This window comes from Streptohalobacillus salinus, from assembly GCF_003201605.1.
Classification (GTDB): Bacteria; Bacillota; Bacilli; order Bacillales; family Amphibacillaceae; genus Streptohalobacillus; species Streptohalobacillus salinus.
Map to the genome: position 1 here is coordinate 35,836 of NZ_QJJR01000014.1, position 24,993 is coordinate 60,828.

Annotated in this window: 25 protein-coding genes and 2 rRNA genes; 5 read left to right on the forward strand and 22 right to left on the reverse strand. The window is 37.1% G+C overall.

All coding sequences use genetic code 11. The features are described 5' to 3' along the window. Positions 1-5: 5 nt before the first annotated feature. Together ccpA and DES38_RS10065 are read right to left on the reverse strand one after the other, a co-directional pair. Positions 6-1,001 (reverse strand): catabolite control protein A, encoded by a 996-nt coding sequence (ccpA, locus tag DES38_RS10060; RefSeq protein WP_110251984.1) that lies wholly within the window; start codon positions 999-1,001, stop codon positions 6-8. 221 nt (positions 1,002-1,222) lie between these two features. Continuing rightward, positions 1,223-2,281, reverse strand: coding sequence for a bifunctional 3-deoxy-7-phosphoheptulonate synthase/chorismate mutase (locus tag DES38_RS10065; protein WP_110251985.1), 1,059 nt, complete (start codon positions 2,279-2,281; stop codon positions 1,223-1,225). 360 nt (positions 2,282-2,641) lie between these two features. Between DES38_RS10065 and pilM the strand changes: the two genes are divergently transcribed. Then, positions 2,642-4,792 carry a pilus assembly protein PilM gene (gene pilM, locus DES38_RS10070; protein WP_110251986.1) on the forward strand — a complete coding sequence of 717 codons (2,151 nt, stop codon included), beginning with the start codon at positions 2,642-2,644 and terminating at the stop codon, positions 4,790-4,792. 49 nt (positions 4,793-4,841) lie between these two features. Here pilM and DES38_RS10075 read toward each other — a convergent pair whose 3' ends face one another. The 12 genes from DES38_RS10075 to DES38_RS10130 all read right to left on the reverse strand — a co-directional run bounded on the left by DES38_RS10075 (position 4,842) and on the right by DES38_RS10130 (position 16,405). Beyond that, positions 4,842-5,381 carry a YtxH domain-containing protein gene (locus DES38_RS10075; protein WP_110251987.1) on the reverse strand — a complete coding sequence of 180 codons (540 nt, stop codon included), beginning with the start codon at positions 5,379-5,381 and terminating at the stop codon, positions 4,842-4,844. 29 nt (positions 5,382-5,410) lie between these two features. Next, positions 5,411-5,818 carry a DUF948 domain-containing protein gene (locus DES38_RS10080; RefSeq protein WP_110251988.1) on the reverse strand — a complete coding sequence of 136 codons (408 nt, stop codon included), beginning with the start codon at positions 5,816-5,818 and terminating at the stop codon, positions 5,411-5,413. Positions 5,819-5,978: 160 nt separating this feature from the next. After that, entirely contained in the window at positions 5,979-7,280 is a 1,302-nt protein-coding gene (gene murC, locus DES38_RS10085; RefSeq protein WP_110251989.1) for a UDP-N-acetylmuramate--L-alanine ligase, read from the reverse strand. Positions 7,281-7,422: 142 nt separating this feature from the next. Beyond that, positions 7,423-8,532, reverse strand: coding sequence for a nicotinate phosphoribosyltransferase (locus tag DES38_RS10090; protein WP_110251990.1), 1,110 nt, complete (start codon positions 8,530-8,532; stop codon positions 7,423-7,425). A gap of 77 nt (positions 8,533-8,609) precedes the next feature. Next, a complete protein-coding gene (locus DES38_RS12195; protein WP_110251991.1) occupies positions 8,610-10,892 on the reverse strand; it encodes a DNA translocase FtsK in 2,283 nt (760 codons plus the stop codon). Positions 10,893-11,108: 216 nt separating this feature from the next. Beyond that, positions 11,109-11,711, reverse strand: coding sequence for a YtpR family tRNA-binding protein (gene ytpR, locus DES38_RS10100; protein ID WP_110251992.1), 603 nt, complete (start codon positions 11,709-11,711; stop codon positions 11,109-11,111). 16 nt (positions 11,712-11,727) lie between these two features. Continuing rightward, on the reverse strand, positions 11,728-12,558 hold the full coding sequence (locus DES38_RS10105; protein WP_110251993.1) for a DUF1444 family protein: 831 nt from the start codon (positions 12,556-12,558) through the stop codon (positions 11,728-11,730). Positions 12,559-12,630: 72 nt separating this feature from the next. Then, positions 12,631-12,951: a thioredoxin family protein gene (locus tag DES38_RS10110; protein WP_110251994.1), complete on the reverse strand. Its 321-nt coding sequence runs from the start codon at positions 12,949-12,951 to the stop codon at positions 12,631-12,633. Between the two features lie 17 nt (positions 12,952-12,968). After that, complete coding sequence (locus DES38_RS10115) at positions 12,969-14,009, reverse strand: PTS sugar transporter subunit IIC (RefSeq protein WP_110251995.1); 1,041 nt, start codon at positions 14,007-14,009, stop codon at positions 12,969-12,971. 115 nt (positions 14,010-14,124) lie between these two features. Then, entirely contained in the window at positions 14,125-14,640 is a 516-nt protein-coding gene (locus DES38_RS10120; RefSeq protein WP_110251996.1) for a hypothetical protein, read from the reverse strand. 116 nt (positions 14,641-14,756) lie between these two features. Further along, a complete protein-coding gene (locus DES38_RS10125) occupies positions 14,757-15,266 on the reverse strand; it encodes a DUF84 family protein (protein WP_110251997.1) in 510 nt (169 codons plus the stop codon). Positions 15,267-15,337: 71 nt separating this feature from the next. Next, entirely contained in the window at positions 15,338-16,405 is a 1,068-nt protein-coding gene (locus tag DES38_RS10130; RefSeq protein ID WP_110251998.1) for a M42 family metallopeptidase, read from the reverse strand. A gap of 198 nt (positions 16,406-16,603) precedes the next feature. Between DES38_RS10130 and DES38_RS10135 the strand changes: the two genes are divergently transcribed. Continuing rightward, on the forward strand, positions 16,604-16,924 hold the full coding sequence (locus tag DES38_RS10135; RefSeq protein WP_110251999.1) for a PepSY domain-containing protein: 321 nt from the start codon (positions 16,604-16,606) through the stop codon (positions 16,922-16,924). Positions 16,925-17,021: 97 nt separating this feature from the next. Here DES38_RS10135 and trmB read toward each other — a convergent pair whose 3' ends face one another. From trmB to thpR, 4 genes are all read right to left on the reverse strand, one after another. Continuing rightward, the gene (gene trmB / locus DES38_RS10140) at positions 17,022-17,666 is read right to left on the reverse strand and encodes a tRNA (guanosine(46)-N7)-methyltransferase TrmB (RefSeq protein WP_110252000.1); all 645 of its coding nucleotides are present in this window, start codon (positions 17,664-17,666) and stop codon (positions 17,022-17,024) included. 12 nt (positions 17,667-17,678) lie between these two features. Continuing rightward, positions 17,679-18,485, reverse strand: a complete 807-nt coding sequence (locus DES38_RS10145) for a phosphotransferase family protein (RefSeq protein WP_110252001.1) — start codon at positions 18,483-18,485, stop codon at positions 17,679-17,681. 113 nt (positions 18,486-18,598) lie between these two features. Continuing rightward, entirely contained in the window at positions 18,599-19,504 is a 906-nt protein-coding gene (locus DES38_RS10150; RefSeq protein WP_110252002.1) for a nuclease-related domain-containing protein, read from the reverse strand. 12 nt (positions 19,505-19,516) lie between these two features. Then, positions 19,517-20,095: an RNA 2',3'-cyclic phosphodiesterase gene (thpR, locus tag DES38_RS10155; protein WP_170114389.1), complete on the reverse strand. Its 579-nt coding sequence runs from the start codon at positions 20,093-20,095 to the stop codon at positions 19,517-19,519. A 145-nt stretch (positions 20,096-20,240) separates the two neighbouring features. Between thpR and DES38_RS10160 the strand changes: the two genes are divergently transcribed. Beyond that, entirely contained in the window at positions 20,241-20,459 is a 219-nt protein-coding gene (locus tag DES38_RS10160; RefSeq protein WP_110252004.1) for an HTH domain-containing protein, read from the forward strand. A 73-nt stretch (positions 20,460-20,532) separates the two neighbouring features. Here the strand turns inward: DES38_RS10160 and DES38_RS10165 are convergent, their stop codons facing one another. Next, on the reverse strand, positions 20,533-21,252 hold the full coding sequence (locus DES38_RS10165) for a pseudouridine synthase (RefSeq protein WP_110252005.1): 720 nt from the start codon (positions 21,250-21,252) through the stop codon (positions 20,533-20,535). Positions 21,253-21,256: 4 nt separating this feature from the next. Beyond that, positions 21,257-22,894 carry a putative polysaccharide biosynthesis protein gene (locus DES38_RS10170; RefSeq protein ID WP_110252006.1) on the reverse strand — a complete coding sequence of 546 codons (1,638 nt, stop codon included), beginning with the start codon at positions 22,892-22,894 and terminating at the stop codon, positions 21,257-21,259. A 152-nt stretch (positions 22,895-23,046) separates the two neighbouring features. Here DES38_RS10170 and DES38_RS10175 point away from each other — a divergent pair, with 152 nt between their 5' ends. Both DES38_RS10175 and DES38_RS10180 read left to right on the forward strand, forming a co-directional pair. Next, positions 23,047-24,303 (forward strand): BaiN/RdsA family NAD(P)/FAD-dependent oxidoreductase, encoded by a 1,257-nt coding sequence (locus DES38_RS10175; RefSeq protein ID WP_110252007.1) that lies wholly within the window; start codon positions 23,047-23,049, stop codon positions 24,301-24,303. 254 nt (positions 24,304-24,557) lie between these two features. Next, complete coding sequence (locus DES38_RS10180) at positions 24,558-24,710, forward strand: transposase (protein WP_110252008.1); 153 nt, start codon at positions 24,558-24,560, stop codon at positions 24,708-24,710. A 26-nt stretch (positions 24,711-24,736) separates the two neighbouring features. Here the strand turns inward: DES38_RS10180 and rrf are convergent. Beyond that, positions 24,737-24,851 (reverse strand): 5S ribosomal RNA (rrf, locus tag DES38_RS10185). A gap of 55 nt (positions 24,852-24,906) precedes the next feature. Further along, positions 24,907-24,993: ribosomal RNA gene (locus tag DES38_RS10190) — 23S ribosomal RNA — on the reverse strand; the annotation flags it as partial.

Below are 24,993 nucleotides of genomic sequence, written 5' to 3' on the forward strand. Positions count from 1 at the left end.
AAATTTTATTTTGTTGAGCTTCTCTCGATGATTTGATGAGGTAAGATAACATTTTGTTCTGAGACTTCTTCTTTGTTCATATATTTTGTTAGTAAACGCATCGCAACAGCACCAATGTCATACATAGGTTGAACAACTGTAGAAAGCGTAGGACGTACCATTTGTGCTAATCGTGTATTATCAAACCCGATAACTTCTATATCGTTAGGTACAGACATGCCACGATCTTGAATGCCATGAATAACACCTAACGCCATCTCATCAGATGCAACAAATATGGCAGTTGGCTTTTGATCGCGTTCTAGTAATTGTTCGGTTGCATCCATACCTGAATGATAAGAAAGATCACCACGAATGACTAAGGTCTCATCAAATGTTTCACCAGTATCATGAATTGCACGTTTATACCCTTCAAATTTCAATAAATTTGCTGTCGTCTCTTCAAGTCCCGTCACAAAAGCAGGGTGAGCATGGCCATTATCAATTAATAGTTTTGTCGCTTCATAGCCTGCTTGTTCATAGTCGATATTCACAGATGGTGTGGAATGTGTTGCATCCACCGTTGCCGCTAACGCAATTGGAACTGGTGATGTTTTAAATTGTTGAATATGTTCTTCAGTAATTTTACCACCCATATAAACAATGCCATCTACTTGCTTTTCTAACATCGTATTGATTAATTTTATTTCTTTATCAACATTTTGATCTGAATTACTTAAAATAATATTGTATTTATACATATTAGCAATATCATCAATTCCTCGTGCTAGTTCCGAGAAGAAAATGCTAGAAATGTCAGGAATTATTACACCTACTGTTGTTGTTTTCTTGCTTGCTAACCCCCGTGCTACGGCATTTGGACGATACCCCAGACGTTCGATGGTTTCAAGTACTTTTTTGCGTGTTGCAGGTTTCACATTTGGATTTCCGTTTACTACACGTGATACTGTTGCCATTGAAACGTTTGCTTCACGAGCTACATCATATATTGTGATGTTCATTTCAAATCAACCTCCGTTTTTATAAGTTATTTAGTTACGTTTACATATGTATTTAGTATAGCATAGACAGTGATTTACATATATAATCATGCAAAATATATCTTATAGTATAACAAAAATCCCGTTTAATTTCCCTGATTTAACGACTTTTTCTAACGATTAAACAAAAGACCTTACGAAACCCAAAAATAAGGGAATTCGCAAGGCCTTTTCAAATGCTTCTATTTTAGTGTTTTCATGAACGTATCAAATTGATCAAAGTCCATTTGTTGTTGTTGATCAGATAATGCCACTGCAGGATCAGGGTGAACTTCGGCCATAATCGCATCTGCACCTATCGCAATAGCTGCTTTTGCTGCTGGAATCAATAAATCACGACGTCCAGTTGAGTGTGTAACATCTACCATGACCGGTAAATGTGTCTCTTGTTTAAGAATTGGCACAGCTGTAATATCTAACGTGTTTCGTGTAGATGTTTCATACGTTCTAATTCCACGTTCACATAAAATAATATTTCCATTACCTTTGGAATTAATGTACTCAGCCGCGTTAATAAAATCGGAGACTGTGGCAGACATTCCACGTTTCAATATAATTGGCTTGTCAATTTCTCCAGCCGCTTTTAACAATTCAAAATTCTGCATATTTCTTGCACCAATTTGAATCATATCCAAGTACTCAGCTGCTTGTTCCATGTCTTGGGGACGGACAATTTCACTAACTACCGCTAAACCATACTCATCTCCAACGCGTTTTAAAATTTCTAATCCTTCAAAGCCAAGACCTTGAAAATCATAAGGCGATGTTCTTGGTTTAAACGCTCCCCCACGAATAATATTAAGTCCATGTTTTTTAATTTGTTCTGCAACTTTAGCCACTTGTTCATAACTTTCAACAGCACATGGACCGCAAACAAAGTGAGGATTTCCATCGCCAATTTTTTCTCCATTGATATCAATAACTGTATCCTCTACCTTACGTTTTCGAGATACAAGCATTTCTTTACTATAATCTTTTTCTTGCAGCTCAAGACCCGCTTTGAAAATCTCTTTAAATAAATGAATGATTGTTGCATCCTGGAACGGTCCTTCATTATGGTTTTTTAATTTTTCTAACATTTGGTGTTCTCTCACTGGATCATATTTTTTATCTGGTCCTTGGTTTACTTTTGCTTTAGCTGTTTCTTTAACTAATTCACCTCGTCTATTAATCAAAGATAAGATCTCCATATTGACCTGATCAAGTTCATCACGTAAACTGTCTAATTTTTCATTACTCATTAAAAATTCCCCCTTGGTTTATTTATTCTAAGTACATCACGCGTCATTAATTTCAACGATTTTACATTTCATTATGTTGAAATGAATAATTAGAGATTATTATAGCTAATATTTTGCTACTTGTCACTACATTGTTCAAATATTTAGTATTTTCTTTATTTTTAAGCACTTACAATTTAATCGTAGCAAACACTATTGATTTTATTAGATTTTCTCTCCATCTTATCACATTACATAACATAAGAAACAAAAACGATGACAACTCATGATAATTACAAAAATATGTTAGATACTAACGCTTAAAAATCTGTTAAACTAAACAGTAACATCGATTTTCCTTAAAGAAAGGATTCTGCCCTAATGAATGAATATATTTTTGCACTTGATATCGGAACTCGTTCTGTAAACGGACTGCTACTAGAAGTCAATGAAAAATCTTATACGCTGATTGATTATGAAAGCATGGAACATGAAGAACGCGCCATGCTTGATGGACAAATTCATGATATTGTAGCCGTATCAAGCATCATCCAAAAAGTTAAAGATAAATTAGAACAACGTCAAAACATTAAATTGCATCGTGTTTGTGTAGCTGCTGCTGGTCGTGCATTAAAAACACGTCGAACCACCGTAACAAAAGCAATTGACCAACAGCCTTTACTCGATAGTGAAGCCATTTCATTTCTGGAACTTTCGGCTGTACAAAAGGCTCAATTTGATTTGGCACAAGAAGAAAAACATGTTGATCACACCATTCACTATTATTGCGTTGGTTATTCCGTTTTACAATACAAATTAGATCACGACGTGATTGGCTCTCTTATCGATCAACAAGGCGATCTAGCAGAAGTAGAAATTATCGCAACATTTTTACCTAAAGTTGTCGTAGAAAGTCTATTATCTGCTTTAACACGAGCTGACTTAGAAATGGAAGCTTTAACGCTTGAGCCCATTGCTGCTATTAATGTATTAATCCCTGAATCTATGCGTCGTTTAAACGTGGCTCTTGTTGATATAGGTGCGGGCACAAGTGATATTGCCCTAACAGATGAAGGAACGATCACAGCATACGGTATGGTTGCTAAAGCGGGTGATGAAATTACCGAGGCAATTAGTGATCACTATCTTTTAGATTTCAATGAAGCTGAACGGGTTAAACGTGCAGTAACTGAAAATCAGGTGGCCACCATCGAAGACATCCTCGGTTTTGAAACTGAAGTTACTTTTGATCAACTCGCTCAAGATATTAAATCGGCTATTGAAGATTTAGCTGATGCAATCGCAACTGAAATTATCACTTTAAACAAACGTTCACCTAAAGCTGTTATGTTAGTTGGTGGGGGGAGCTTAACACCACGACTTACTTATGTATTGGCTAAGAAGCTAGGGCTACCAGAGAACCGTGTAGCAACACGGGGCACAGAAGCGATTAAAAACTTATCAACAAACGTTGAAATACCAACTGGCCCTGAGTTTATCACACCAATAGGTATTGCCATCGCAGCTAAACAGAGCCCCGTTCACTATATTAGTGTAACTGTCAACGGTCGTGCTGTACGTTTGTTTGATATGAAGCAATTAACCGTTGGTGATTCATTACTTGCTGCTGGAGTACATATCGAAAAAATGTATGGACGACCAGGAATGGCTTATATGATTACCTTTAACAATCAAACGATTACACTCCCAGGCACACACGGAGAACCTCCTAAAGTTTATTTAAACGGACAACCGATCCAAGTGGAAGACTCCATCAAGCACGGGGATGAGCTTGTTGTAGAGAAAGGTAACGACGGTTCTGAACCTGTCGTTACGCTCGAGGACATTACAGGACGATTTGAAGGCTATCCTGTGACGTTTAATCAACAACGCTACACCGTTAAGCCTATCTGTAAAATCAATGATTCTCCTGCTTCATTTGATGACGACATTAGTGATAGTGACACCATCACTGTTAAACAATTTCTCACTTTAAATGAATTTTTGCACCATCATGGTATTGCTGACACAGTAAAGGCTAAGCAAAAGTTCGGTTTGTATCTTGATGATGATTATTTAGAAATCGATGACTTTTCAAGCCAGCTGTTGGTAAATAATAAGGAAGCACGTTTAACCACCTTGTTAAAGCCTCACGACACAATTAATTATCAACCACGCAAAACCGTATCAGTCGCTGATCTTATGGAACATTTGAACCTCAATTTAAATCGTACTCTTACCGTTACTTTTAATGACGAACCAGTTACGATAGAAAAACAGATGTCAACCATCTTTAAAGATCAGCATAGCTTATCTTTAGAAGATGCTATTGAACCATTCAGTAAAATTTCAATTAAAACCAATGAAGATCAAGCTATTATTTTCCAGGATGTTTTTCGGTTTGTATCACTTAATATCACTGATTTAAAAGGAAATGTAGCGATTTTAAAAAATGGCGCGCCAGCTACTTTCTTAGATCCGTTAACTAACGATGACAACCTAGAAATAAAATTAAAGAGCAAGATCAAGTAAAAAAGCGAAGCCCTTTACGATCAGGGCTTCGCTTTTCCTTCGTCACAACTTATGATTTTTTAACATCTTCAGCTGCATCTTTAACTGCTTCTTTTACATCTTTTGTCGCTTTTTTGACAGCTTCTTTCTTGCTTTCTGTTGCTTCTGATGCTTCTTCTATGGCTTCATCAAGTTCAGCCTCTAACTCTTTACTCTTTAATTCTTTTTTTGCTTGCATCTCAGCTTTTTTTCTTTTCAATTCTTCAGTTGTTTCACTGATCTTTTCTTGAATAGAACCTTTTGTCTCGTTATATTTTTCTTGAAAATCATCCTTCTTTTCACTTACTGCTTTTTGGACATTTTCAGTTTTTTCTTTCGCATAATCTTTAAAATCATCAGTTTTATCGTATGCCGTTTCTTTCCATTCTCCTGCTTTTTCTTTAAGGTCTTGAGCCCCTTTTCCAATATCAGAGCGGACTTCTTTACCTGATTTAGGTGCAAATAACAACGCTAGTGATGCACCTACCGCACTACCAATTAGTGTACCAATTAAAAAATCTTTAGCATTGATATTGTTGTTATCATTTGATCTGTTTTCTTCGTTTGTCATAATAAATTCCTCCTAATAAAATTTAATTGTTATTTATTCTTTCTTTTCTTGAATACTTCCATTGCTACGTTTCCCCATTTAATAACTTGGGCTGTTTCTTCTTTGTTCATTACAGCTACTTTAGAAACAGTATCTGAAACTTCTTTTACTGAATCACTAAACGTTGTAAAGGTTGTACTTAAACCACTTATACTATCTACTAAACCATTTAACTTTTCTGATTTATGGTTAATATCTTCAGCTAAAGCATTTGTTCGGTTTAATAGAATAGTCGTTTCAGTAGTGATTCCTTCCATTTGTGTTTCAAGTCCTTCTAATGTGTTCGCAACGCTTGTCATCGTTCGTTCTGTCTCTTTTAATAGGCGAACAAGATAAATCACAAGAACCGCAAATGCGACTGCCGCTATTAAAGCGGAAATATAGAGAAGGCTATCCATTTGTTAATCACTCTCCTTCTTTATGTAAATAAATTTAAAATTGAATCTAGTCATATGTACCCCTCGGTTTATTATCTTAAACATTTATTATAACAATCTTAAAAAAATATTATGAAAAACGCATGCATGAGATTTCCTCATTACACACGTTTCCATTAGTTTATGATTCTTTTAAGTACGCTTCATATGCTTTTTGATATTTTTGAATATCTCCAGCCCCCATAAATACGACAACATCATCAGCCTCTGGTTTCAAATTCTCAATTTTATTTAGGTCAAGTAATTCACTCTCAGGAAGTAGCTCCATCAAGTCATTAATTGATAATTTACCAACTAACTCACGTTGAGACCCAAAAATATCACATAAATATACACGATCAGCAAGTTTTAAGCTATCAGCAAACGCTTGTAAAAACATCTTAGTCCGTGTAAATGTGTGTGGTTGAAAAACTGCTGTAATTTCTCGATCAGGGTATTTTCTTCTAATTGAATCAATCGTTGCAATAATTTCCTTTGGATGATGCGCATAATCATCAATGATTACACGTTCACCAATGACTTTTTCAGTAAATCGACGTTTCACGCCTGTAAAAGTTTTTAGATGACCAATTTCTTCTGCCGACATGCCTTCATAGTGGCATAATGCAATAACAGCAAGTGCGTTTAGGACCGAATGTTTCCCGTATAGTGGAATAGTAAACGTTTCATAAAAATCATGACGTACATAGACATCAAATGATGTCCCCTCTTCTACTTCCTTAATATCCTTTGCTTGAAAGTCATTATGCTCTTCGAATCCATAATAAAGAACGGGTACTTTTGCCTGAATCCGATGCAAATATTCATCATCACCACAAGCGATGATACCTTTTTTCACTTGATCAGCCATCTCTTGAAAGGCAGAGAAGACATCATCTACACTAGAAAAATAATCAGGATGATCAAAATCAATATTAGTCATAATCGCATAGTCTGGCCGATAGCTGAGAAAATGACGTCGGTACTCACATGCTTCAAACGCAAAATATTTACTATTCGTTTGACCAACGCCAGTCCCATCGCCAATTAGATAAGATGTCGACTTCGTTTGTGATAGCACATGACTGAGTAATCCTGTCGTCGATGTTTTTCCGTGCGCACCAGTAACTGCAATGCTCGTATAGTTTTCAAGCCATGCACCTAAAAAATCATGATACTTGTAGATTGGCAAATTCAACGCTTTAGCTTCTATAATCTCTTCATGATCGTCATTAAAGGCGTTGCCTTGAATGATTACAAGGCCCGGCTTAATATTTTCTTTAGAGAAATTCAGGATAGGGATCCCTTTTTTATATAATTCTTTTTCAGTGAAAAAATGTTTGTCTACATCTGAGCCTTGAACCGTTTCGCCAAGGTCAAATAGTATATGCGCAAGTGCACTCATACCAGTACCTTTAATTCCGACAAAATGATAAGTTGCCATAGGGTAATACCTCCAAAAAGGGTTGATTGTCCTTACCTTATCCTAATAACCCTTGCTATTTAAATTGTTATTTAAGTTACGATCAAACATGCACAAGGATTTATTATAGCACAAACCGTCATTATTATCAGCTATAAAAATTTCATGCGTTGTAACTTACTTTTTCTAAACGTGGGTTGGGATTATACTGACGCCCAAATTTAGATTGTGGTTTTCCATCTAAAATGACACTATCACCCGTAAATCCTACCTTAATATCGAGCAAGCTACGCCCAACACCGTAGATGTCAACTGGGACATTTTGTTTTTCAAAGCGTCTTATTTTTTCTTCAGTAAAACCACCACTTGCGATAATTTTTACGTGTTTGAAGCCTTCTTCGTCTAACGCGTGGCGTAAGGCAAATACAAGCTCAGGGTTTACCCCTCTTGGATCAAAAGACCCCATCAAGTGCTGATTATCTAAGAAATACTTATCGACCATATTACCGGAGGTATCTAATCGCACACCTTTTAGTTCATCTTTAAACTCATGTGCAACCTTTAACGAATCAGTAATGACATCATTGTTATAATCGACTAACACGGTCAATTCATCTTCGGGGTAGACATCTCGATAAGCTTTTGCCGCTTCGACAACATCCCCTTCAAACAATTGAATCAAGGCATGTGGCATCGTACCAATGCCTGTACGTCCCCACCATTCGTTCATAGCATGAGTAGCCTGTGCTGTTGAACCACCGATAAAGGCAGCATAGCCGTCCCCTGCTTGTTGGGTATAGTGATCATCACGGTCACCCATAAACATAACTGGTTTTTGTTTACCTGAGGTACGCCCTGCTTTAACAACCTGATATACATTAGTTGCCACTGATGTCCGTCGTGCTAAAATCCCATCAATAATCCCCTCTAAAAAACCGAAAGATTGGTAAGGACCTTTAATCGTCAATACTGTTTCAAACGGGCTAATTTTATCTCCATCTTTCAAGGAGAAAATTTCAAGCTGATCAGACTGGTCTGCAAACGTATGTATTAGCGCAATTGCTTCATCAGTTCCGCAAAGTACGGCATGATCTTTTTGAAAAAACTGCATAACAACTTCATTATTCGGACGTTTTTGTTTTGCAATTTCCTTTGTTTTTAAAAAATATACCGCAGAAAACCAACCGGTTTCAATCCGTTCATCAAACTTAAATGTTTTATTTGTTAAGCGTTCAATTTTGCCATTTAACTTTAAGCCAATTTCTTTTTCCATAATTTTAACTCCTCATAAAGTAATGTATTTGATCAGATGTTAACATAGGTTAGAAAAGATAAACTATAACAGTAATATTAAGTTGAACGAATCGATTCAATATCTTCTTTTGATACAAGAATTGATCGTGGTTTACTTCCATTTTGACCAGAGATGATACCTTTATCTTCAAAAGCATCAATCAATCGTGCAGCCCTATTATAACCTATTTTAAAACGTCGTTGAAGTAGCGAAGTACTTGCAGATTCGTTTTCAGAAATAAAGCTTAATGCTTCATCAAATAATTCATCTGCATCTTCAACGTGTTGCATGGTATTTAATAATTGTTCTTGTTCAAATAGATAGTTCGGACTGTTACGATCTTTTATATAGTGTGTGACGCGTTCAATTTCTTCATCTGAGACATAAGCGCCTTGAATTCTAACGGGATGTCTTGCGCCATTTTCGACGAATAGCATGTCTCCTTTCCCTAACAACCGCTCGGCACCATTGGTATCAATCATTGTGCGTGAATCGACTTGTGATGCGACACTAAAAGCAATCCGTGTTGGAATGTTTGATTTAATCAAGCCAGTAATTACATCAACTGATGGGCGTTGCGTAGCCAATAATAGATGAATGCCACAAGCTCTAGCTTTTTGTGCTATTCGACAAATAGAATCTTCAACATCTTGAGGGGCAGCCATCATTAAATCTGCAAGTTCGTCAATGACAATAACAAGGTATGGCATGTTTTCCTCATTTTGTTCCTGCTTTTTCGCATTATACCGGGTAATGTCACGGCTTCCTGTGTCTACGAATTTTTGATAACGGGCTTCCATCTCATCCACCGCCCATTTCAGCGCTTGAGTCGCTGCCTTCACATCAGTAATAACAGGGCTGACTAAGTGTGGTAGACCATTATACGGTGCTAATTCAACCATTTTTGGGTCGATTAACATTAAGCGCACTTCTTCGGGTGAAGATTTATATAGCAAGGACAATAAGATTGTATTAATACAGACACTTTTCCCTGAACCGGTCGCCCCAGCAATTAGTCCATGTGGCATCTTATTAATATCCGTGATGATTGCTTCACCTGCAATGTCAAGGCCTAGTCCTACCGTAAGCGGGGAGGCAGATGCCAGAAATGCTTTTGAACGCATAATTTTACTGAATCCGACTGAAGACGTATCTTGATTCGGAACTTCTATCCCTATGGCATGCTTACCAGGGATAGGTGCTTCGATACGAATATCTTTAGCTGCTAAACTTAACTTTAAGTCATCACTGAGATTCTTTACCTTACTTACTTTAACGCCTGACTCTGGTTTAATCTCAAAGCGCGTGACAGAAGGACCTTGCATCACGTTAACCACTTCCGCATTCACATTAAATTCTTTTAAGGCATCAATTAACTGTTGTGACTTTTCTTTAATAAAGTGATGATCTTTTGTGAATGATGCTTCATCATCATCTAACAAATGGAGTGGTAACGCATACGTTGATGAGTTTGATTGTTTTTCAAGTTGCTTGTTTTGAGAAACCGGCTCAACTTGTTTTGTTGATAAGCTTTGCGATTCTACAGGTATCAACTCAGGACGATTCATTGTTGAGCGCTCTTTCAACCGATCATGATAACGTTTTTTATCACTTGGTCGCATGCGCACGTTGAATGGTTCGCCTTTTGGTTTCTTTTCAGTCATCTGTCTTGGCTGACGTTTTAAAATTGCATCATTATTATTGTCCTCATTTATAGCGTGCTCGATAGGTGGTTTGATTGATTCTTCAGACCTTTCTCGAGTGTGATCTCCTGTTTGTCCAAATTCATCAGCTGAATAAGCAGATGCAGGGCGCTGATCAAGGTCCAACGATTGATCGGTTATGGTGTGCATAACATCCCTATCTACTTTCGCAATTTCCTTTGCTTTAGCAACCTCTTCAGGCGAGGGCAATGCTTCAGTTGCTAACGCCTGAACGTTGTTATCCAACACCTCGTTTAATTTGCGTTGTTTGTGAAACCCGTATACAGGTGATGGTACATCTTGTACTTTAAACGGTGCACGTTTCACCGCATCTCCTGATTCATTTGTTTTTTTCACTTGCTCAGGTTCCCGATTGTTCTTTCTATGTACAGGTGTTTGATTACGACTGTTATTACTTGACTTTTTCGGCTGATCCACAGCCAATGGAAAAGGAAAGGGTTTGTTTTTTGGATATTGATAAGTCATTTTAGCTTCAATACCCTTTACTTTATTCGATCTATTTTCCATTGAATAATTCGTTTGCTTATTATTTGAATCTTTTTGAAGGTTTGCTTCAGAACGATCCGCATCTGTGTTTAATAGTTGGTTAATCGTTTGTTTAATTTGTTTCCACATAGCTACTCACTTCTCCATCATAATGATTAATTTTCATTTTAACAGAAATTGTAGAGAAAATGGCAAAATGTTCACAAAATTTTTTCTTGAAGCTGTCAAACGCTTTAAATAAAAGGAAGCGTCAAATTACTCGTTACCACTGCTTAACGATTCATTTGACGCTCATTATACTATAGATTTAATAACATACAATATTTGCTCTGCTATCTCGCCCGATCAGAAGGTAAAGACATCCCCTGCGTTTACGTCATCAGTTAAAACATAGATGCCCTTTTCTTCAGGTGCGTTGGGTAAACCTAATTCTTTTTGTGAACATATCATACCAAAAGAGTCGATCCCTCGTAGGTTGGCATCTTTAATCTCCATCCCTCCAGGCATAATCGCTCCTACTTTTGCTACAACCACATGCTGTCCTTCATCAACATTTGGTGCCCCGCACACGATTTGAACGTCTTCAGTTCCTAAATCCACTTGACAAACATTTAGCTTGTCAGCATCCGGGTGTTTTGTTTTACTTTTCACATAACCAACGACAAATTTGGGTGTTAAATCAAGTTCTAATGGTTTTGGGACTTGATTTGTATTAAATACAGCATTAATTGCTTTTAACCATTCTTCATCAAGTACAATTGGATTTTCTTTAATATCAAAGTACAACGACGCGTTAAAAATATTGTAGCCTAAAATAGCTTCATTCGCTGTATCATAAATTTCAACAACATCACCATATGTTCGGAAACTTCTTTCGTAACGATTGCCGGTTTTAATTGGTAACATAAGCACGTCACCAATTCCTTCTTTGTTGTAAAACGCGTTCATTATGCTCATCCTTTTCTTAATTAGTATCGCGTGGCTTTTTTTTCGCAAGAATAAAAATAGGTTCTAACTTTTCCTCTTCATAGACAAATGATAAAGCTGTGATAGGTATTCTACCTTCAGCGAAAAATTGCATAGCCATCTGTTGTAGTATATCATAACCTTCTGCATTATGAATATCTGCAATAATAAAACTATCCTGATGAGGAACGGCCAACACAACTTCTCCATTCATGTCTTTAGTAAAGTTGTTTAACCACGTTGTATTTAAAATACGACTCGCATCATATCCATCATTATTGGTTACAAAATAAAAATCATTCCCACTAACTTGCTGGTGGCGTGTTTCAATTGGAATGCCAGACAGATTTTGATACGCTATTTCAACAACTCTTTCTTGATCAAGTGAACTTTCTTGTAACATGACTTCATCAATTAATACGTAAGCATCACCTAAATCTAAAGCGAAGTAAATAACGGTCTCAGCCGTATGACTAATCGTCATCAGCACCTTGCCTTCTTTGGTTTTATCCGGAAAGCTTTTTGCTCTGATAACTGGAAAAATTGCCGTTTGGTTACCATCAAGTAAATGCGTTGTCTGTGTCATTGCTAATGACTTTTTTATATGTGTAATTAGGTTATCTATTGCTGACTGACCCTCACGTTCAAATTTTGCAAGTACTTTAGCTAGGTCAATATTTACGCCTTTGCCATTTGACAATAATTCAACACGGTACCTATTTTCATCACGGACATAAACCGTTCGGTAGTCTTCTTCCGGGAAATATTGATCGAATAATCGTTTTAACTCAACTGGTCCCACGACTTTATCAACTCCTCTCTCTTCCATCTAAAATTGTATCATGTTCGTAACCATTTAAAAAGAAAAGCAACTGTTTGCTTTTCTTTTTAGGTTTATATGCTATTGATTGTTAACTTTATCTAGAAAGGCTTCAATTTCGGCTTTCGTTTTTCGGTCTTTACTGACAAAACGAGCAATCTCTTCACCGTTGTTAAAGGCTAAGAAACTTGGAATGCCGAAGATATCATGAGCGATACATATGTCGATAAAATCATCTCTATCAACATAAGTAAAGTTAATCTCCGGGTACTGCCCTTCAAATTCAGGCATGATTGGCTCAATGACTCGACAATCCGGACACCATTGTGCTGAAAATAAAAATACTTGCTTATCTTTAGCAATAAGCGTTTGAAATTCTTGTTCTGACTCTAATTTTTTCATCATTTTCCCCCCTATGATTACTCGTAGCTAATTTTCATATCACCGAATTTAATCCATCCAATTCTTCTCATCCATTCTGAAAGAAGAAAACTAATCACTAATGGTCCGATTATATGAACAAAGATTACCATAAAGAAGACCGACATTTCAAATCCCATGGTCTGAAATGTCATAATTTGTCCAACAAGGCCGGATGTTCCCATCCCGGCACCGGATGGATTATTAGTCATTTCCAACCAAACCGTCCCTATCGGCGCCATGATCACAGCTGCAATTGTTGGTGGTAGCATGATAATTGGCTTTTTCAAAACGTTAGCAATTTGCAGCATTGATGTACCTATCCCCTGAGCAATAAATCCACCAAATCCATTTTCGCGGTAGCTACTTACCGCAAAACCCATCATCTGCGCTGAACAACCGATAACAGCAGCACCAGCTGCCACCCCATCAAGTGATAACATCAATGCGATCGCAACACTTGAAATAGGAGCGGTAAGCGCCCAGCCCATGAGCACTGCAACAATTATTCCCATTACAAATGGTTGTTGTGCTGTCGACCAGTTTATGACTTCACCCAATCCTGTCATAAAGGAATCAATTGGTGGTCCCACAAAGCGGCCGACCATAAAACCAACAACGATGGTCACAAAAGGTGTTAAAATAATATCCACTTTCGTTTCTTTATACACAAGTTTTCCAAATTCAGTTGCAAATAACGCTCCTACATAAGCACCAACAGGTCCTGCCATCGTGTAACCAAATGCACCTGCAAATAATGTTGAAAACAAAACAAGCGGCGGTGCTTTTAAGCTATAACCAATCGCTACACCGATCGCACCACCCACAACTTTACCATCCATCGCAAATGTTCCGATTTCAATCAAAGCATCACCAATCGTTGATGGACCATAAAACTCTAAAATTTGTCCACCGATTGTATTTAGAATTAAACCAATAATTAACGAAGAAAATAACCCTAATGCCATAAAACTAAGTGCTTGAATAAAATAAACATGTAAAGATAAATGAATTTGTTTTTTTTCTAAAAATGTTCGCATAAAGTCGCCCCCTGGTTCTTTTTATATGTATGTTCACTTTATATTAACCCATTACCTTACAAGTGACAAGACACTTATGTGTTTTTCAAAAAAAAAAAAACTACCAAGTAAAATTTCACTCAGTAGCTTCTTCAATAAACGCAACAGAATCAATAATCGTGATCATCTGTTCAACTTCTGTCTCAACCTGATCCAGTTCTGTATGGGTTGTCATGCGAATCCCACCAATACCTACTTGAACTTCATATAATTCTTCGACTAAGGCTACCTTCACATAACCAAAACGTTGATCATCTTGATAGGATTTTAAGAAAGTATATTGATCACTTTCTTCAATAGAACGATAAAAAAAGTCACTCATTTGATCTTCTAACGTATTATAGAACATTAAATACATTTGATTGTCCGATTCTAAAATCAAATTACTTTCTGCTTCTTCTTGAACTTCAAAGTTGTCTGGCAAATATATTTCAAAAGATGCGAAAGATTGGTTAGGAGCTGGCTTTTCAGCTTCAAACATTTCATCTGTCCGTGATTCCAGTACTTCAGCCACTTCTTCTTCTGAAACTCCGCATGCACTTAACAACACTAGGCTTAATGCAATCAATGATATAACAAATAATTTACGCATAGCGACTCCTTCCTTGAATAAATCTTACCATCAACTATCTTACTACTTTTTGTCTGAGTTACAAGTGTTCTCGATGTTTTTACGCAATTTGTAACAGAAACGAAATATTTCACACATTATTTGTTAAGTTGGTCATGATAAGCCTTTTGACCTTGTAGTTGCAGCAGGACATGTTCAAACATCATTTGTCTCGTGAGTAATTCATTCGTAAAAACCCCCACCGCTCCCTCTCTGTGTCTAATACCTTTAGTACCCGTGTAATGATCCATCACAATTGCCAGTTCTTTCCCTTCGAGTAGCCCTTGCTTAATAACCTCTGGCAAAGGGAAACGCGCTCCACTAGCTAGATAAATGGTATCAGTTTCATCGATTAAAGCACCCCAATTTGTTAAATATAACCTCTGACCGATGAACATAACGCCACCTTCTAAACCGACCCCAATTAATGCCTTTGTCTGACTTTTTGCGAATTTCGCACGATTAATTGCACCGAGCTGTGTTTCTTCGTCAGAAAAGGGTTGATTTGAAACAGCTGATGGCGCGTCAATTGTAATAACTTCATTTTGTTTAAAAACAGCCGCAACCGCATTAACCTTTGTTTGATTGAGTGATCCAATTGCAATCATTTAAACATTCCTCCAAATCAAAAAGCGGAAGGTATCCTCCCGCTTTTGTGTTTTTTAGCTTTCATTTAACATTAACCTTGGCTAATAATGCTGTCAACGGTTGCCTGATCAGTTGCTTTGACTAACTTCACAATCAATTCTTTTGCAGCAGCATAATCATCCACATGAATAATAGAGCCATGTGTATGAATATACCGAGAGCAAATACCAACCACGGCTGACGGCACACCATTATTTGTAAGGTGTACCCGTCCAGCATCTGTCCCACCTTGTGAAATAAAATACTGGTAAGGGATATCATTTGATTCCGCAGTGTCTAAAACAAAATCCTTGATGCCTCGATGCGTTATCATGGAACGATCAAAAATTCTCAGTAGCGCACCCTTTCCAAGTTTACCGAATTCTTTGTCTTCACCCGTCATATCATTTGCTGGTGAAGCATCAAGTGCATAAAAGATATCTGGTTGAATCATATTTGCAGCAACTTGCGAACCTCTTAAACCAACTTCTTCTTGTACAGTTGCACCAGAAAATAGTTGATTTGGCGTTGTTTCATCTTTAAGTTCTTTTAACAACTCAATTGCTAAGCCGCACCCATAGCGGTTATCCCATGCTTTCGCTAACAATTTCTTCTCATTTGCCATCGGTGTAAACGGCATAACTGGAACAATTGATTGGCCAGGTTTAATCCCCATGTGTTCTGCATCCGCTTTATCATCTGCACCAATGTCAATTAACATATTTTTTATTTCCATCGGTTTTTGACGCTGTTCAGGCGTTAAGTTATGTGGGGGGATTGAGCCTATCACACCAACGACTGAACCATTATCTGTCCATACTTCAACACGTTGCGCCAATAGAACTTGATTCCACCAGCCACCTAAGGTTTGAAAACGAAGCATTCCATTTTTTGTGATTTGTGTAACCATAAACCCAACTTCATCCATATGGCCGGCAACCATTACTTTCGGTCCTTTATTGCCTTTGACCCCAAATACACCGCCAAGTCGATCTTGAATTATTTTATCGGAATACCTACCTAACTCTTCTTTCATAAAAGCTCTAACTGCATGTTCATTACCAGGGGCTCCTGGTAACTCAGTTAATGTTTTGAACATATCTAGTGTTTCTTGATTCATGATTTCTGACAACTCCTTCTCTTAATCTAAGGTATGTAAACTAAAGGATAATTAAATGCACACGCTGTTTATTAGTATATCAAAAGAGTTTCAAAAAAGAAAAGAATTGAATATTTCAAAAGAATTTCTCGATACCGTTTTCATATTTGTTTAAAATATTGTATACTACTATTGATACTAAAAATTGAGGTGAACGCTATGAATTGGAAACAGTCTGCTTTACTCGTAAGCGCTGGTGCACTCTTAGGCTTTACATTAAAGACTTCGTTAACTAAATTGCCTATCCGGCCAGAGCATGCGTTAAAACTTGCGAAAGCACGATTTAAAGAGTTAGGCAGTGTAAGTGGTTCTTGGATTTACATGAAACCAGAAACATTAACACTACACGGCTTAAATTACACCGTTTATCGCGGGGGTATCACACGTACGATTAATGATACAAATACACAATATGAATTTTTTGTTGATGCCGATACTGGATCTATCATTTCAACAAAAGAAACGCAAGCAATCATTTAACACTCACTTAAAACTAAACAGTTATAAGAAGAGCGATAAGACAGTTGTCTTATCGCTCTTCTTTATCTAACCGCTCTATTTAAACATGCCAATCTAATTATTTCTCAATAAAATGAGCCGCAACTCGATAAATACGCTGTCCTTTTTCGGAAAACTTAAACTCATACTCAGTCATAACATTAAGCGGATCATCTAGTTGATGCAAATCCAAACTAAGTTCATCCAAGACCATACCAAATTCAGAAAAGCTAATCAAACTGTATTCAAACAATCCTTGATTATCTGTTTTGAAAATTAGAGCGCCATCTGTTTTTAGTACTTGCTGATATTGAGCTAAAAAACTCGGGTAAGTTAACCGACGTTTCGCATGTTTCGTTTTTGGCCACGGATCAGAAAAATTCAAATAAATCCGACTGACTTCCTCATCTGCGAAAATTTCTCTTAAATCTTTTGCATCAAAATTAATTAATCTTACATTACCTGGTTGTTCTTCAACAACTTTATCTACTGCGCTAACAATGATGCTTTTCACAACTTCGATTGCAATAAAGTTAATCTCAGGATGCTGTTTAGCCATACCTGTAATAAATTGACCTTTACCAGCACCTATTTCAACATGGATTGGTCGGTCATTACCAAATAAAGCTGACCACTTTCCTTTATAACGTATAGGATCTAAGACAACAATATTCGCATGTTCTTTTAAATAATCTTCAGCCCACGGCTTATGTCTTGCTCGCACATTTATTACCCCTTACTTCGCTATATCACGTTTTTTCATAGCTTGATTCAATATTTCTTGTAGTTCTTCAAGTTTTTCAGTTTGTTCAGTAACTGTTTGAATATGGTTTAGACTAGTAAGCAACTCATAAAACATATACCAATACATACGGACGGTTAATTCTTCATCATTTACTTCACCATAAAATGCTAACCATTTGTCCCAATCTTCTCTCGGTATGTACCGTTTAAATAGTAGACTTAAATCAATCGCCGGGTCCGCAATTTCGGCATTATCCCAATCAATTAAATAAAGCTCACCACGATCCGTAATCATCCAGTTGTTATGGTTTAAATCGCAATGACAAACTACCGGTTTTATCCCCTCGACAATATGAAGATGCGTTTCCATATATTCTAAGGCACGCTCAATCACTAATAATGATAACTTTTCGTTAGCTAACGTTTGATAGTCTCTTCTTAAATCTTTAACGAGAGCTGCTGGCTGTAACGGCTTTTTTCCTATACGTGTTAACATATCTAAAAGTTCAGCAGAATGATGAATTCTTCCTAACAGCTCTGCTACTTTTGGGTGTTGCAGTACTTCAGGATTTAGTTCGTTGCCATCAAGCCACTCCTGGGCAGTTATCACATCGCCATTTTCCATTCGCTTCGTCCATACAAGTTTAGGAACAATGCCTTGTGCAGATAACACAGCTAAGAATGGAGATGAATTTCTTTTCAGAAATAAACGTTTATGTTTTGATTGTGCGTAATAAGCTTCACCTGTCGAACCACCTGCGGATTCAATAATCCAATCATCACCGAGTATATGCTGCACAAGTCATGCTCCTTTCTATATAAAAATCACAAAAATGGTGTCAATGCACCACTTTATCTTTTAAAACACTATCCTTAGCTTAACGTATGTCGACCATAAAAATCAAGCCATTTTTACTCAAAACTAAAATCATCACTATCTGTCGCCTGCCATTCAGGCCGGCTGAATGATACCGTATCGCTAAATGTCAATAAAGCATCTAATACCTTTAATTGATTATGTTTAAGTGGTGCATTGGTCTGACGTTGACTCTGTACCCAGTCTTCGTGGTGATCCTTGTCAATAAATTCCGTTTGATAAGGTTCCAAGTGAAACTCAATTTTATTGGTGCGTGACAAAACTACTTTTTTAACAGGCATATCAATCTCTTTATGGTTTAAAATACTACGAATCAGCTTATCTGAACGTTTTAAAGAAATCAATGGACTCATAAATTTCGAACGAATATTTTTTTCTTCCTTTAGCCAACTTCGATCATCTTCTGCAATAACTGTCTCCCCAAGAGGGAATTCAACAATTTTAATAATTAAAACTTCAAACGGAGCAATTAAAACAATATCTGTCTCTATTTCAGCATTTTTTAATTTAAAAATCGGCTTGTACATAAACAGATAGGTATCTGGAAACCGTTGCAGTAGATATTTCAAAGTAAAATCATCAAAATAATCACGATCCAAAAATGACATTTGACTGATCGTACTCGATGCCCATTTCAATTGAAAATTAAACAGGGAATCTAAGAAATATTGTTTTAACTGTTCTTCATTTTGTGGCAGGATTAATGATGACTCCTCGATTACATCTGTCTCTGTTCGTTTCGCAAATCGCTTCCGCCATTTATCAAACAAATGGTACTCTACATCAGGAGTTTCTAAAAGGATCTGGTTTTGTTCTTGTTTCCACACATCAAGTAGATGTTTCCAATTTTCTTGTTTCAAGCGAATATACTGACTTGGGTAGTGAAACGGATCTTGTTGATATCGAGAAATATAATTTTCTAATTTAACAAGCTGGCTCATCGCTTGATCACCTCACTTTAAAAAAATAGTCATAACTGCTTTGTATTGGGGCGTATCGCCTGGATAGATACGGAATAGACTTATGTCAGTAACGGTCTCAACGATTTGATCAATAAAAGGGATTTGATCTTCTTTAATTTTCCAGGATAAACACTCTAACTGATAGCCATATTTGCATTTTTTAGCATATGTGACATGCGGATTAAAGGATCGCTTCTCAACATTAAATTGGGCTGCCTGTAACACCTTTTTTAACTGCTGTTGCAAGGTAACTAATTCCTCATTCAACGTAACCTGATGCATCAACACACGTGGTGACTGTCGCTGACCAAATCCTGCTAATGTCGCAAGCTGAACATGAAATGACTTCGTGTCTTTCACTTTGTTTAAGCAATTTTTTGCTGTAATCAAATCTTTATCTGTAAGTGCTCCTAAGAAAGCTAGTGTAATGTGAAAATCTGTTTGATTTGTCCACTTCTCATAGGTCTCTTTACCTATTTGCTGCTTGATCATCATTTGGTTACTAAAGAGTTTGTTTTTTAAGTCATCTGATAAATTGATTGCAATAAAATAATGTGGCGTTTCATTCAATTGTATCATCTCCTTTAACTTTCTAAAGAAATTGTAAAAAACAAACGGTAAGACTGGTATTTTTATAATAACAGGTGTAAAATGTAATCAAAAGAGATTCAGCAACACCACGATTTTCATTTATTTGATAATAAGGAGTGGTTTTTTGAGTCAATCTACAAACCGAATGCTAACTCGCGTAAAGGCTGTGTATCTATTTATCAAAAATAATGGTCCTGTCACTACTACTGAGATTGCCAATGAGTTTGAGATTACTGATCGTACTGTGCAACGTGACTTAAATGTCTTAGCGTACAACGGTCTTGTTACAAGTCCCCATAAAGGACAATGGGATGTAACGAAAAAGAAAGTGAAAATTTCTTAATCGCGACAACCTTCTGTTACAAGTTTTTGCTGCCATATTTATGGTCAGCTTATTTTTTTTGTTTTTATATTGATTAACCATGTAACCCTTTGAGGTAATCCAACTCTTCTTTTGTTAACTCCCGATACTCACCTAATTCTAGTTGTTGATCTAGGGATAGTGAACCCATCTTCATTCGTTTCAAATAGGTAACCCTTTTCCCTACAGCTTCGAACATACGCTTGACTTGATGATACTTCCCTTCTGAAATGACGACCTCAATCGCTGAGGTAGTTGCATCTGTTGTCAAAATCGTTAACTGTGCCGGTTTAGTTTCATAACCATCATCTAAACTGACGCCCTTATTAAATGTCTCGATATCCTCTTTACCTACGACACCTTCAATCTCAGCAAAGTAAGTTTTGCCCACGTTCTTTTTTGGTGACAACAATTGATGTGCTAACTTTCCATCGTTCGTTAGGATAAGCAAGCCTTCTGTATCTTTATCCAATCTACCGACTGGAAATGGCTCTTTTACTTGAAAGCTTGGATCAATCAAATCAATAACTGTCTCGTCTCGGTGGTCTTCTGTAGCACTTACTACTCCTGGTGGTTTATTCATCATTAAATAGATGAATTCTTGATAGTCAATCACTTGACCCATAACTGTTATTTCATCTCTTTCTGGATCAACATGCATTTTTGCTTGTTTAATTGCTTCACCGTTAACCAGAACTTGTCCACTTTTTAATAAATGTTTAACTTCTTTCCGTGATCCATAACCCTCGTTAGCAATTAATTTATCAATTCTCATATCGTTATCCCCTCTTTCCAAAAATCCGTCCAAGTTTATGCATACGACCGCCCATAACACGTTCCATTAAAGTTGAGTGATAACTTAACCACAAATACACATATGCCCCAATTGTGGTGGTAATCGCAAGAATTAACACATTTGCCAATCGTCCATCGGAATAATGGAGCAAGGGAGAAATAGCTACGCGTGTTCCAAATACCGTAAGCGCCATAATTAGTGTGAAAATCCCCATTAACACCGAACGTTTACTAACAGCTTTCAGCGAAAAACCGATGCTGTATTTAACACGTATTAGATTAGAAACCACAGTCGTTGCTGAAGCAATTAAGGTCCCCACGACAGCGCCAATTGGTCCAAGTAGTGATAATAACGGTACATTGATCAAAGCTTTTAAAGCTAAGCCTAAACCAAGGCTATAAATCGCGTAACGTTGCTCATTAATTCCTTGCAAGATTGATGATGTTACTGTAAATAAAGCGAAAAATAAAGCAACAGGCGCATACCATGCTAAAATACGCGCGTTAAAATCTAGATAAGCACTAATGCCGTAAAATGCTCCCCAAATATTTTCAGATAACAACGACATGCCTACGACTGCAGGTAAGACTATGAAAATAATCACTTGTATGGATTGGTTTATCTGTTTAAATAGGAGCTGCCGTTTTTTATCAACAAATGATTTTGTTAGTGTTGGGAGTGTCGCCAGCGACATGCCTGTTGCCAAAGTAATTGGAATCATAATTAATTTATGCCCGTACAAATTGATGTTTGAGAATGCATGGTCTATCTCTAACTGGCCAACCCCCGTATTGACTAAAGTTCGTGAGAAGGTGATCGCATCAATTTGTTGATAAAGCGGAATTGCTAACCCTACAAACACGAATGGACCTGCATAACTAAATAACTCTCTAAATAATTGCTTTGTAGTCAAAGGTTCTGATTTAATTCGTTGTTGTTTTATATATTTATCTAAATGTGTTTTTCGTTTTTTCCAATACCACAAAAGAACAAATAGACTTGCAATTGCACCAATAAAAGCTGAGAAGGTCGCAAAACCAACAGCTGTTGTTGTACTCCCATCAAATACGTTAATAATTAAATACACTGCTGTTAGCAAAAATGCAATTCTTGCTACTTGCTCTATTACCTGGGAAATAGCCGTTGGTCCCATCGATTCGAATCCTTGAAAAAAACCTCTAGTAATGCTCGTCGCGGGTATGATTAGTAAGGCGAAACTTACCATTCGTATAACCATCGCAACATCACCAACACTGATACCTTCCGCCTGATCAGGAATGTAAAGTTGTGCTAATAATTCAGCACCACCAAATAAGACAGCAAATGAAACAATCCCAGAAATAATCATTAATTTTAACGCAACTTGGTACATTCTAAAGCTTGTTCGATAATCACCTAGCGAATTATATTTTGCCACAAACTTAGAGACGGCTAAAGGAATACCGATGGTTGATAGACTTATAAATATAGTATAAGGACCATATGCAAGACCATATAACTTGCCCCCGGTTGCTCCTACCAAACTTTCAAATGGAATTGTATATAACATACCTAGTAATCTAGAAATAAACGAAGCACCAGCTAAAAGTGCAGTCCCTCTGATAATTGTATTTTTCGACATAGTTTCACCTTAATCTTTTGGAATGTATTGCTTTCTAATTTTAAGCTATCCTCTATTTTAGCATAATTCATGGATGATAGTTGAATTTTAAGCAAAAATACGAGAAATATAGTATACTCGGAAATGAAGTTGAATTGAAGGGATAGGATAGAATGGAAACAGATGTTGTCGTTATCGGTGGTGGACCATCAGGTCTGATGGCTGCAATTGCAGCTGCCGAACAAGGCGCTCGTACATTGATCATAGAAAAAGGAAAAAAACTCGGTAAGAAATTAGCAATCTCAGGTGGTGGCCGTTGTAACGTAACTAGTCGCTTGCCTAAGGATGAAATCATTAAACATATTCCTGGTAACGGACGGTTTTTATATAGTGCATTTTCAGTGTTTGATAATGAAGATATCATCTCATTTTTCAGTGAACTTGGAGTTGAATTAAAAGAAGAAGATCACGGAAGAATGTTCCCTGTTAGTGACTCTGCCCAAGATGTAGTGAATGCTTTAATTACTAGACTATCCGCACTTGATGTGAAAGTATGGTTAGAAACAGGCGTTAAGGCCATTGATTACCATGAGAACAGCCACACAGTACTACTGCAAGACGGTCAGAAAATCGAAGCCAAGTCAGTTGTTGTTGCTGTCGGTGGAAAAGCGGTTCCTCACACCGGCTCTACAGGGGATGGTTATCCTTGGGCAAAAACAGCTGGCCACACCGTAACTGATCTCTACCCTACTGAAGTTCCACTCAAGTCTAACCAGCCATTTATTAAAAATAAATCTTTACAAGGATTAGCATTGAGAGATGTCGCTTTATCAGTGAAAAATCAAGATGGCAAGCACATTGTGACTCACCAAATGGATATGTTATTTACTCACTTTGGTTATTCTGGACCGGCTGTTTTGCGTTGTTCACAGTATGTTGTCAAACTCTTAAAAAACGGCCAACAAGAAGTATCGTTATACATTGATGCATTGCCAGATAAGAACAAGGAAGCCCTTTTAAGTGAATTACAAGCAATGATGAGTGAAAACTCTAAAAAAGCGATTAAAAATACTTTAAAAGGGTTAGTTCCTGAGCGTTATCTACATTTTATCTTAGAGAAAAATAAGATTGATTTAGATACAAAGTGTGCAAATATTTCAAATGAGCACATCCGCCATTTCATTGACGACATTAAACATTTCGAGTTACTCGTGTATGATAGTTTACCGATTGAGAAAGCTTTTGTTACCGGAGGTGGTGTTTCAATTAAGGAAGTAGTTCCGACAACAATGGCGTCAAAAATTATGCCTCGGTTATTTTTCTCAGGTGAAATTTTAGACATCCATGGTTACACAGGTGGTTACAACATTACTGCGGCCCTTGTCACCGGCAGGCTCGCAGGTCAAAATGCTGCTTGGGCAAGTTTTTAGATGTTTATCTACAACTTTTTTTGATGCGACACAACATAAAAATCCTTTTACTTATTTTCGAAATAAATAAGTAAAAGGATTTTCTGGCTGTACACTATTTGTGTCAGTGAAGGGATTTTTAGTGAGGCAGAGATTGCTTACTAAAATAACTCGCTGGCACCTTTTTTCTGTCTAAGTGTAGGAAACAAGTGAACTTTCCAATCATATGAGTTTTAACCACAAAACCATTAGAAGGGAAATCACTTGTATCACACATTCAAAATAGCTTTAACTATACGTACAATATCGGTCACATTAAAGGCATTAATAATAAATTCAATGTCTTAGATCGTATCGCTTGTGATTATCGCAATTTCAAGAACTATGAGAACCGTATTCTTTTGCTCTTTGCTCACAAAAAAACCTAGAACCGTAAGGCTCTAGGTAAGTATTTGCTTAGCGACGTCCTACTCTCGCAGGGCGTAAGCCCAACTACCATCGGCGCTGAAGAGCTTAACTACTGTGTTCGGCATGGGAACAGGTGTGACCTCTTCGCTATCATCACTAAACCAAAGGGCATATACCCTGAAAACTAGATAAGAAGTCTGACAGACAGTTAAAAATTTAGTTAAGTCCTCGATCGATTAGTATTCGTCAGCTGCACATGTTGCCATGCTTCCACCTCGAACCTATCTACCTCATCGTCTCTGA

What these genes read in the sequence shown, in the direction of transcription:
- DES38_RS10075 (WP_110251987.1), bottom strand. Translation starts at nt 5,381, where the DNA reads ATGACAAACGAAGAAAACAGATCAAATGATAACAACAATATCAATGCT.
- DES38_RS10105 (WP_110251993.1), bottom strand. Translation starts at nt 12,558, where the DNA reads ATGGAAGAGAGAGGAGTTGATAAAGTCGTGGGACCAGTTGAGTTAAAA.
- ytpR (WP_110251992.1), bottom strand. Translation starts at nt 11,711, where the DNA reads ATGAACGCGTTTTACAACAAAGAAGGAATTGGTGACGTGCTTATGTTA.
- murC (WP_110251989.1), bottom strand. Translation starts at nt 7,280, where the DNA reads ATGGCAACTTATCATTTTGTCGGAATTAAAGGTACTGGTATGAGTGCA.
- DES38_RS10130 (WP_110251998.1), bottom strand. Translation starts at nt 16,405, where the DNA reads ATGAATCAAGAAACACTAGATATGTTCAAAACATTAACTGAGTTACCA.
- DES38_RS10150 (WP_110252002.1), bottom strand. Translation starts at nt 19,504, where the DNA reads ATGAGCCAGCTTGTTAAATTAGAAAATTATATTTCTCGATATCAACAA.
- DES38_RS10125 (WP_110251997.1), bottom strand. Translation starts at nt 15,266, where the DNA reads ATGATTGCAATTGGATCACTCAATCAAACAAAGGTTAATGCGGTTGCG.
- DES38_RS10065 (WP_110251985.1), bottom strand. Translation starts at nt 2,281, where the DNA reads ATGAGTAATGAAAAATTAGACAGTTTACGTGATGAACTTGATCAGGTC.
- DES38_RS10115 (WP_110251995.1), bottom strand. Translation starts at nt 14,009, where the DNA reads ATGCGAACATTTTTAGAAAAAAAACAAATTCATTTATCTTTACATGTT.
- DES38_RS10110 (WP_110251994.1), bottom strand. Translation starts at nt 12,951, where the DNA reads ATGAAAAAATTAGAGTCAGAACAAGAATTTCAAACGCTTATTGCTAAA.
- DES38_RS12195 (WP_110251991.1), bottom strand. Translation starts at nt 10,892, where the DNA reads ATGTGGAAACAAATTAAACAAACGATTAACCAACTATTAAACACAGAT.
- DES38_RS10135 (WP_110251999.1), top strand. Translation starts at nt 16,604, where the DNA reads ATGAATTGGAAACAGTCTGCTTTACTCGTAAGCGCTGGTGCACTCTTA.
- DES38_RS10090 (WP_110251990.1), bottom strand. Translation starts at nt 8,532, where the DNA reads ATGGAAAAAGAAATTGGCTTAAAGTTAAATGGCAAAATTGAACGCTTA.
- pilM (WP_110251986.1), top strand. Translation starts at nt 2,642, where the DNA reads ATGAATGAATATATTTTTGCACTTGATATCGGAACTCGTTCTGTAAAC.
- DES38_RS10170 (WP_110252006.1), bottom strand. Translation starts at nt 22,894, where the DNA reads ATGTCGAAAAATACAATTATCAGAGGGACTGCACTTTTAGCTGGTGCT.
- ccpA (WP_110251984.1), bottom strand. Translation starts at nt 1,001, where the DNA reads ATGAACATCACAATATATGATGTAGCTCGTGAAGCAAACGTTTCAATG.
- DES38_RS10165 (WP_110252005.1), bottom strand. Translation starts at nt 21,252, where the DNA reads ATGAGAATTGATAAATTAATTGCTAACGAGGGTTATGGATCACGGAAA.
- DES38_RS10175 (WP_110252007.1), top strand. Translation starts at nt 23,047, where the DNA reads ATGGAAACAGATGTTGTCGTTATCGGTGGTGGACCATCAGGTCTGATG.
- DES38_RS10080 (WP_110251988.1), bottom strand. Translation starts at nt 5,818, where the DNA reads ATGGATAGCCTTCTCTATATTTCCGCTTTAATAGCGGCAGTCGCATTT.
- DES38_RS10120 (WP_110251996.1), bottom strand. Translation starts at nt 14,640, where the DNA reads ATGCGTAAATTATTTGTTATATCATTGATTGCATTAAGCCTAGTGTTG.